Origin of the sequence: Kocuria sp. SM24M-10 (genome assembly GCF_001027955.1) — a bacterium.
GTDB lineage: Bacteria > Actinomycetota > Actinomycetes > Actinomycetales > Micrococcaceae > Kocuria > Kocuria oceani.
Genome location: NZ_LDNX01000167.1, coordinates 1 through 9,271 on the forward strand (window position 1 = coordinate 1; position 9,271 = coordinate 9,271).

General features: G+C 74.6%; 6 protein-coding genes and 1 tRNA gene. 1 reads left to right on the top strand and 6 read right to left on the bottom strand.

Annotation, left to right across the window (positions count from 1 at the left end; genetic code table 11):
- Positions 1–1,043, bottom strand: a 1,043-nt coding sequence (gene selA, locus ABL57_RS19525; protein WP_047805153.1) for an L-seryl-tRNA(Sec) selenium transferase, incomplete at its 3' end; no start/stop codon positions are given.
- A 68-nt stretch (positions 1,044–1,111) separates the two neighbouring features.
- Positions 1,112–1,206: transfer RNA gene (locus ABL57_RS19530), tRNA-Sec, on the bottom strand.
- Between the two features lie 71 nt (positions 1,207–1,277).
- Between ABL57_RS19530 and selD the strand changes: the two genes are divergently transcribed.
- Positions 1,278–2,267, top strand: a complete 990-nt coding sequence (gene selD / locus ABL57_RS19535) for a selenide, water dikinase SelD (RefSeq protein WP_371212498.1) — start codon at positions 1,278–1,280, stop codon at positions 2,265–2,267.
- A gap of 20 nt (positions 2,268–2,287) precedes the next feature.
- Here the strand turns inward: selD and nrfD are convergent, their stop codons facing one another.
- From nrfD to ABL57_RS19560, 4 genes are all read right to left on the bottom strand, one after another.
- Entirely contained in the window at positions 2,288–3,382 is a 1,095-nt protein-coding gene (nrfD, locus tag ABL57_RS19540) for an NrfD/PsrC family molybdoenzyme membrane anchor subunit (RefSeq protein ID WP_047805155.1), read from the bottom strand.
- Complete coding sequence (locus ABL57_RS19545) at positions 3,379–4,377, bottom strand: 4Fe-4S dicluster domain-containing protein (protein ID WP_047805156.1); 999 nt, start codon at positions 4,375–4,377, stop codon at positions 3,379–3,381. Before ABL57_RS19545 ends, nrfD begins: the two co-directional genes overlap by 4 nt.
- The gene (gene fdh / locus ABL57_RS19550) at positions 4,377–7,757 is read right to left on the bottom strand and encodes a formate dehydrogenase (RefSeq protein ID WP_238986141.1); all 3,381 of its coding nucleotides are present in this window, start codon (positions 7,755–7,757) and stop codon (positions 4,377–4,379) included. The genes ABL57_RS19545 and fdh overlap by 1 nt, the downstream gene beginning before the upstream one ends.
- 95 nt (positions 7,758–7,852) lie before the next feature.
- Positions 7,853–9,172 (bottom strand): heparan-alpha-glucosaminide N-acetyltransferase domain-containing protein, encoded by a 1,320-nt coding sequence (locus ABL57_RS19560; protein WP_082157605.1) that lies wholly within the window; start codon positions 9,170–9,172, stop codon positions 7,853–7,855.
- Between the last annotated feature and the right edge of the window lie 99 nt (positions 9,173–9,271).

Genomic DNA, 9,271 nt, shown 5'->3' on the forward strand with positions numbered 1-9,271 from the left:
CGGGCACGCAGCCGGCCGGGGTCGGCGTGCAGCGCACGGACCACGGGGGTGGGCCCGCCGGCGAGCGTGGCCTCCAGCGCGGCGAGCGCGAGCTTGTCGGCGCGCACCGCGCGGGCGAGGGGGTGGCCGGCCAGCCGGGCGACGACCTCCGCGCGGCCGAGCACCACCCCGGCCTGCGGGCCGCCGAGCAGCTTGTCGCCGCTGGCGATGACGATGTCCGCACCACCCGCGAGGGCGGAGGCGGCGTCCGGCTCTCCCGGCAGGTGCGGGTCGGGGGTCAGCAGGCCGCTGCCCAGGTCGGCCACCAGGGGCACGCCGTGGGCGCGCGCCAGCGGCCGCAGCTCCTCCGGCCCGACGCCCGAGGTGAAGCCCTCCACCCGGAAGTTGCTCGGGTGCACCTTGAGCAGGCACCCGGTCTCCGGGCCGAGCGCCTCCGCGTAGTCACGCAGGTGCGTCCGGTTGGTCGTGCCCACCTCGCGCAGCCGGGCTCCGGTCGACTCGATGAGCTCCGGCAGCCGGAAGCCGGCCCCGATCTCGACGAGCTCGCCGCGGCTGATCACCACCTCGCGGCCGGCCGCCAGCGCCGTGGTGGCCAGCACCAGCGCGGCCGCCCCGTTGTTGACCACCAGCGCCTCCTCGGCGGGCGGGCAGGCGGCGAGCAGGGCCGCCCGGGCCCCGGCGCCGCGGCGGGACCGGGTGCCGGTGCGCAGGTCCAGCTCCACGTCGACGTACCCGGCCGCCGCCGTCAGCGCCTCGGTCGCGGCCGCCGACAGCGGCGCGCGGCCCAGGTTGGTGTGCACGACCACCCCGGTGGCGTTGAGCACCGGGGTCAGGGTCGACGCGGAGCGCTGCGTGAGCGCGGCCAGGACCGCCGGCTCGACCTGGTCGGGGGTGAGCTCGCCGCGCCGCGCCCGCTCCTGGGTCCCGCGCACCAGGGAGCGGACGACCTCCTCGCTCAGCCGCTCGCGGGCCCGGCGGACAGCCGGCAGACCCATGAGCTGGTCGGTGCGCGGGATCAGGCGACGCGGATCGTCCTGGGCCACAGTTCCTCCTCGGCGAGCCGGGCGCATGACAGACGGTGACGGACGCAGCCGTTGACGGAAACGGAAGTTGGCGGAGGCGGACGGGAATCGAACCCGCCAGACCGAGGTGCTCGGTCTCACCGGTTTTGAAGACCGGGGGGCCCACCAGGACCCGGACGCCTCCGCCGCCCAACCTAGCACCCTCCCCACCACTAGGCTGACGGCATGGAACAGACCCGCACGCCGCACCCGTCCCTGCCCGAGACCGGCGCGGTCCGGCTGACCGGCTTCGCCCACGGCGGCGGCTGCGCCTGCAAGATCCCGCCCGGGGAGCTCGAGGACGCGGTGCGGGGTCTCACCGGGCAGACGGGAGCCGGTGTGCTGGTCGGCCTCGACGACGGCGACGACGCCGCGGCCGTCCTGGTGCGCGAGGACCTCGCGGTGCTCTCCACCGCCGACTTCTTCACCCCGGTCGTCGACGACGCCTACGACTGGGGCCGGATCGCCGCCGCGAACGCGCTGTCGGACGTCTACGCCATGGGCGGGCGCCCGGTCATGGCGATCAACCTGGTGGGCTGGCCGCGGGACGTGCTCCCGATGGAGCTGCTGACGGAGGTGCTGCGCGGCGGCCTGGCGGTGGCCTCCGAGGCGGGGTGCCCGGTGATCGGGGGCCACTCCATCGACGACCCGGAGCCGAAGTACGGCATGGCCGTGACGGGTGTGGCAGATCCCGCCCGGCTGCTGCGCAACGACGCCGCCGCGCCCGGGCTGCCCCTGACCCTCACCAAGCCGATCGGCGTGGGGCTGCTCAACAACCGGCACAAGGCGACCGGTGAGGTCTCCGCCGAGGCCGTGGCCACGATGACCCGGCTCAACCGGGACGGCGCCGAGGCCGCGCTGACCGCCGGGGCCCGGGCTGCCACCGACGTCACCGGGTTCGGGCTGCTCGGGCACCTGCACAAGATGTGCCGCGCCTCCGGGGTCGGCGCGGTCCTGGACCGGGCGGCGGTGCCCCTGGTCGAGGGGGCCCAGGAGGCGCTGCGGGACGGCTTCGTCTCCGGGGGGACCCGCCGCAACCTCGACTGGGTGCGCCCCCACCTTCGCGCCGGGGCCGGCGTGCCCGAGGAGGACCTGCTGCTGCTGGCCGACGCGCAGACCTCGGGCGGGCTGCTCGTCGTCGGCGAGCTGCCCGGCTACCCGGTGATCGGCCACACCGTGGCCGGATCCGGCATCGAGGTGCGCTGAGCGCCGTCCCGGGACGGCGCTCAGCCGGCCGTGGTGATCGAGTCGTCGACGACGCCGGCGGCCCGCCGGGCGGCCAGGCGCGCCTTCTGCGGCTCGATCGTGTACCGGGGGTCCTGGGCCGAGTGGATCCCGGCCTCCAGCACGCCGAACCGCGTCAGCGCGGAGGAGGCCAGCAGCGCCAGCCCCGACACCGCGGCGACCGCCCGGTGCCGTCCGCCCAGCAGCGTGCCGAGACCGCCGGCGACCGCCAGCCGCTCGCTCCACACCAGCATCGTCCCGGCCGGTCCGTGGTGCAGCGGCTCGGCCGCCACGGGGTGCATCCGCCGCTCCATCAGCTTCGTGGCGACCAGCTCCCCGGCCACGCCCAGCACGGCGATCCGGCGGGCGGGGCCGGCCTGGCCGACCGACGTCGTGACCATCGCCAGACCGCCGGAGGCGAGGCTCGCCGAGCCCACGAAGACGAACGCCAGGTGCTCGCGGGCGTCGTTCCAGGTGGGGGTCGCCGTGTCGGAGAGCAGGACCGCGGTGTAGGCGGCCAGCGGCCCGGCGAACACGGCGGCCTCGACCCCGGCCGGGCCCTCGACCGCGCGCAGCACCGGGCGCAGCGGCCCCAAGGGCAGACGGGCACCGGTCATCCGGTCGACCTCGGCCACGGCCGCGGTGCCCATGCCGGCGCCGAACGCGCTGAGGATCCAGGAGCCCACGCTCATGGGAGACGTCACCTTGAACGTGCGCAGCATGTTGAAGAAGCGCTCCGGCCGGCCGAGGTCGGCGACCAGGGCCACCGCGCCGGCGCCGAGGGCGGCCACCGAGCCCAGCCGGGCGTTGCGGCGCAGCTCGTCCCGGCCGGTGAGCTGACCGCCCAGGGCGAGCAGCGCCGAGCCGCCGGCCACGCCGCCGAGGAACAGGTACGCGGCGACCTCGTGGCCCCACGGCGCCGGCTTGACCACCGCTCGCCCGTAGTAGGACGTGAACTCCGCCTCCGGGACCATCGGCATCTCGCGCCAGCCGTCGCCCCCGCCGCCCTGGCCGGGGCCCCGGCGGCGCGGGCCGCCGCGCCGACGGCGGCGCGGCTGCTCGGGGGGACGGTAGCCGTCGAACTCGGAGAGGCTCACGAACGGCCTCCCGCGAAGGCCAGGGCGGCGGCGGCGAGCATGCCCGCCGCGGCCAGGCCGGCCCGCCGGTACATCTGGGGCAGGTCGGCGGTCGGCACCCGCGGGTCCGGCGGCAGCCCGTACACCTCCGGCTCGTCGAGCAGCAGGAACACCGACCCGGTGCCGCCCACGCCGTCGAGCTCGTTGGCGCCGTAGAGCCTCGCCTCGGTGCGCCCCTGGGCGTGCAGCTCCGCGACCCGCTCCCGCGCCTGGTCCACCATGTCGTCGTGCTCGCCGTACTTGATGGAGGTGGTGGGGCAGGTCTGCGCGCAGGCGGGCGTCTGGTCGTCCACCATGCGGTCGTAGCACAGGGTGCACTTCTGGGCGATGCCCACCTTCGGCACCTCGGGCCGGGTCCCGGGCTGCTCGCCCCGCTTCGTGCGCGGCGCGGCCGTGCCGTCGGTGCGCCGCTCGATCACGCCGAACGGGCAGCCGGCCACGCAGGTGCCGCACCCGTTGCACACGTCGTCCTGCACCACCACGGTGCCGTGCTCGGTGCGGAACAGCGCACCCGTGGGGCACACGTCGAGGCACCCGGCGTGCGTGCAGTGCTTGCAGACGTCGGAGGACATCAGCCAGCGGAACTCCTCGGTGTCCGGCGGGGTGGTGTCCTCCGCCGCCGTCCGCGGGCGCGTCTCGGGAGGCCCCACCTGGGGCATGCCGAGGCTCACGAGCTTGCGCCCGGACTCCCGGGCCTCCTCGATGCGCTCGCTGTCCTGCTCGACGAACGCCACGTGCCGCCAGGTGCTCGCGCCCAGGGAGCCGGTGTTGTCGTAGGAGGACTCCAGCAGCCGCAGGTCCCCGTCCTGGGGGTTCTGGTTCCACTCCTTGCAGGCCACCTCGCAGGCCTTGCAGCCGATGCAGATCGAGGTGTCGGTGAAGAAGCCCTTCCGCGGGTGCTGGTGCTCCCAGTGCGCGTCGGCGGTGGGGTCGGTCGGTCCGGCCAGCTGGCCCATCAGTTCTCCCTCTGGGGTTCGGTGCTCGGATCGGTGCTCGGGTCAGTGCTCTCCGGGGCGGCCCCGGCGGTGTCGGGCGGGTCCACCCGGGTGTTGCCGGTCGCCACGGTGGCGCCCGCCCGCACCTGGTAGTCCGCGACGAGCTCGAGCAGCGCGGCGCCCTGCGGGCGGCGGCCCGGCCGGATGTGGCAGGAGCCGACCTTGGAGTCCTGGATCTGCACGTTGGGCTCGAGCGTGAGGCCCAGCAGGTCGTTGGCCGAGTCGCCGCTGACCACCGCGTCGTCGCCCACACCCCAGTGGTAGGGCAGCCCGATCTGGTGCACGGTCTGCCCGCGCACCACCAGCGGGGTCATCCGGTCGGTGACGAGCACCCGAGCCTCGATCGCCGCCCGCGGCGAGACGATCGTGGCCCAGCCGTAGGGCTCCAGCCCGCACTCGGCGGCGAGCTCGGGGGAGACCTCGCAGAACATCTCCGGCTGCAGCTCCGAGAGGTACGGCAGCCACCGGCTCATGCCGCCGGCGGTGTGGTGCTCGGTGAGCCGGTAGGTGGTGAACACGTAGGGGTACACGTCCGCCCCCGGCTCCCCGGCGCTCGGGGCGCTGAGGTTGTCCGGGCGGGCGAACAGCACCCGGGACGGGTTGCGCTGCTGGGTGTACAGGGCGTTGTCGATCGGCGACTCCTGCGGCTCGTAGTGCGTGGGCAGCGGCCCGTCCAGCACGCCCTTGGGCGCGTAGAGCCAGCCCTTGCCGTCGGCCTGCATGATGAACGGGTCGTCGCCGGCGAGTGCGGCCGCGCCCCCGGCGTCGGGGTCGGGGCGGGTGCCGGGGGCGAGGTGCAGCGGGAAGTCGGGCACGTCGTCCCCCACCCACCGGTCCTGCTCCTCGTCCCACCACACGAGCTTCTTGCGCTCGCTCCAGGGCCGGCCCTCCGGGTCGGCCGAGGCGCGGTTGTAGAGCAGGCGGCGGTTGGCCGGCCACGCCCACCCCCACTCCAGCGCGGCGGCGTCCTGCTCCTGGCCGGGCCGGCGCAGGGCGGCGCGGTTGACGCCGTCGGCGTAGACCCCGGTGTAGATCCAGCAGCCGCCGGAGGTCGAGCCGTCCGCGCGCATCTCGGTGTACGACGACAGCGGTCTCCCGGCGTCCGGGCCGGTGAGGTGACGGCCGTTGATCTCGGCCAGCACCGCCTCGGGGTCCGGCTCGCCGTGCTCGTCGACGGGGTAGTCCCAGGTGAGATCCAGCAGCGGGCGGTCGCGCTCGTCCTCGGACCCGGCCAGCCGCTCCCGGATCCGCCGGCCCAGCTCGAAGAAGAACTGCAGCTCGCTCTGGCACTCGCCCGGCGGCGCCACGGCCTGGTGGCGCCACTGCAGCAGCCGCTGGGTCTGGGTGAACGTGCCCGACTTCTCCACGTGCGTGGCAGCGGGCAGGAAGAACACCTCGGTCTCGATGTCCTCGGTGCGCAGCTCGCCCGAGGCGATCTCCGGGCCGTCCTTCCACCAGGTCGCCGACTCGATGAGGTTGAGGTCCCGCACCACCAGCCACTTGAGGTGGGACATGGCCATCCGCTGCATCCGGCCGTTGGAGGACCCCACGGCGGGGTTCTGGCCGAGGATGAAGTAGCCGTCCACCTCGTCCTCGAGCATCTTCGTCAGCGTCTGGAAGGTGCCGTGGGCGCCGGTGAGGCGCGGCAGGTAGTCGTAGGCCCAGTCGTTGTCCGCGGTGGCGGCGTCCCCCCACCAGGCCTTGAGCAGGCTGGTCGTGTAGGCGTCGGCCTCGGCCCAGTAGCCCTTCTGCTTCTTCGAGGCGATCGCGGCCAGGTAGTCGTCGAGCGTGTCGTGGGTTCCGGCCACCGGCATCGGCAGGTAGCCGGGCAGCAGGTTGAACAGCGTCGGGATGTCGGTCGAGCCCTGGATGCTGGCGTGCCCGCGCAGGGCCATGATCCCTCCGCCGGGACGGCCCATGTTGCCCAGCAGCAGCTGCAGGATCGAGGCGGTGCGGATGAACTGCGCGCCCAGGCTGTGCTGGGTCCAGCCCACGGCGTAGGCGAAGCAGGTGGTCCGCTCGCGCCCGGAGTTCTCGGTGACGGAGCGGGCCAGGTACGCGAAGTCCTCAGGGGTGATGCCGCACACCTCCTGCACCATCTCGGGGGTGTAGCGCGCGAAGTGCCGCTTGAGGATCTGGAACACCGTCCGGGGGTCCTGCAGGGTGTCGTCGTGCTGCATGCGGGCGTGCTCCATCGGGGCGCCGCCGCTGCCGAGCTGCTGGCCGGCCGCCTCCTCCACGGCCTCGACGCCGGCCTCGACACCGTCCTGGGTGTCGCCCTCGGGCGCGTCCACCTTGCCGTCGTGGTTCCTGCTGGGGCCTTCCTCGTCCTCGGCGTAGGCCCAGGTGGACATGTCGTACTGACCGGTCTCCGGGGCGAAGCCGGAGAACAGCCCGTCGAGGTCCTCGGCGTCGCGGAAGTCCTCGTTCACGATCGTGGCCGCGTTGGTGTAGGCGCGGACGTACTCCTCGAACCACAGGTCGTGGGTGAGCACGTGGTTGATCAGCGCGCCGAGCAGGACGATGTCCGAACCGGCCCGGATCGGGACGTGCTTGTCAGCGACCGCCGAGGTGCGGGTGAAGCGAGGATCGACGTGGATCACGCGGGCCCCGCGGGCCTTGGCCTCCGTCACCCACTGGTAGCCCACGGGGTGGCACTCGGCCATGTTGGAGCCCTGGATGACGATGCAGTCGGCGTTGGCCATGTCCTGCAGGGACTGCGTCGCGCCACCGCGACCGAACGAGGCTCCCAGACCGGGAACCGTGGCGGAGTGTCAAATACGGGCCTGGTTCTCGATCTGGATCGCTCCCGCGGCGGTGAAGAGCTTCTTGATCAGGTAGTTCTCTTCGTTGTCCAGCGTCGCGCCGCCCAGGGCGGCGAGGCCCATCGTGCGGCGCAGCGGCCGGCCCTGCTCGTCGGTGTCCTGCCACCCGTTGCGGCGGGCCTCGAGGACGCGGTCGGTGATCATGTCGACGGCGGTGTCCAGGTCCAGGTGCTGCCACTCGGTGGCCCGGGGGGCGCGGTAGAGCACCCGCGTCTGCCGGCCCGGCGCGTTGACGAGCTGCTCGCTGGCCGAGCCCTTGGGGCAGAGGCGGCCGCGGGAGATCGGCGAGTCCGGGTCGCCCTCGATCTGGACGACCTTCTCGTCCTTGACGTACACCCGCTGCCCGCAGCCCACCGCGCAGTACGGGCACACGCTCTGCACCACGCGGTCCGCTGTGCTGGTGCGCGGGGCCTGCTCCCGGGTGCGCTCGGAGGTCACGGCCGGGCCGCGACCGAGCAGGTCGCCCGAGCGAAGCTGCCGGACGACCGGCCATTCCAGAGGACTGAACCGTGCCATGGGAGGAGCATAGCCCGCCGGGCCCCGCTGTGGCACGGGCCACGCCGATCGGGCCGGCACCGCCCCGCTCCGTCCGGGTCCGGCGCCCGGGGTGCTCAGCGCGGGGTCCGGGCCTCCGGCGTCGCGACCGGACGGGCACGTCCGCCCAGGACCAGGCGGCGGGTGCCGCCGACCGCGGCCGCGACCACCCGCTCGAGCGGGCCCTGGCCGAACCACTTCTGCCACAGCACGGCGAAGCCGGCGGCCACGGCCACGTGCACGGCGAACCAGGGCCACGGGTGGTCGTAGTGGAGCGTCGTGGCCAGGGCGAGCAGGTGGGCCGAGTACAGGGTCAGGGTGCGCCCGCCCATGGCGCCCAGGGTGGTCCACAGCGGGTTCGCCCGGGCGAGCAGGAGGAACGCTCCCAGCGCGGCCAGGCCGGTGCCCAGGTCCATGAGCAGCGTCACCGGGGTGTTGCTGTGCGGGCCGGCCGTCAGCAGCCACCACCAGGTGGAGGTCGGCAGGTCCGGGCTCGGGCCCCAGACCAGGATCTCGTCGATCTGGTCCTCGCTCAGCCAGGGGGTGTGCCGCATCAGCTGGTCGTAGCCGCCGGACTGGAGGACCAGCAGCCAGTAGGCGAACCACGCGCCGAGGGCCAGGAGCGCGCCGACCAGCACGATCCGGACCTGCACCTGGACGGCGTGCAGGTCCAGGCGGCCCAGGAGCAGCCCGGCGCAGAGGTAGCTCAGGTACGGCACGGCGGGGTAGGTGCCCGTCAGCAGCACCTGGGCCAGGAACGCCCCGGGCTCCGCCGCCAGGCTGCCCAGGGTCGGGTTGACCGCCGCGGGCTGGGGCAGGGCCGGTCCCACGGTGTGCACGAGCAGGGGGCCGGCGACCGCGAGGACGGCCGCGCCGGCGGCCAGGGTCCGGCGCCGCAGGCCCAGCAGGGGCACGGCCAGCAGGAAGAACGCCCCGTAGTAGACGAGGATGCCCAGGGCCGGGGCCGGGGTGGGCATCAGCTCGTTGATGCCGAGCCCGACGGCGGCGATCAGCAGGGCGCGGACCACGAGCCCGGCGCGCGTGGCGGTCAGCTCCCGTCCGCGGTGCGGTGTCCGCCCGCCGGAGGAGAAGGCCAGGCTGAGCCCGGCGAGCAGGGCGAACAGCGCCGCGGCGCGGCCGCCGAACAGGGTCCACTGCACCGTGGGCGCGAAGGTGTCGGGGTCGTGGGCGGGCAGGATGTGGACGGCGATCATGCCGATCAGGGCCAGGCCGCGGGCCGCGTCCACGGCGACGAGGCGGGGCCGGCGCCCCGGCCCGCGGGGCGCGCGGTCGACGCCGGCCGTGCCGGCAGCTGGCGCGGTGGCGCCTGTCGTGCCGGCGCCTGTCCTGCCGGGGCCTGTCGTGAGGGTGGGGGGAGCTTCGGACGGTGTGGTCATGGAGATCTCCGGGGGGCGGGAGCGCCGCGGCGCGGCCGCCGAACAGGGTCCACTGCACCGTGGGCGCGAAGGTGTCGGGGTCGTGGGCGGGCAGGATGT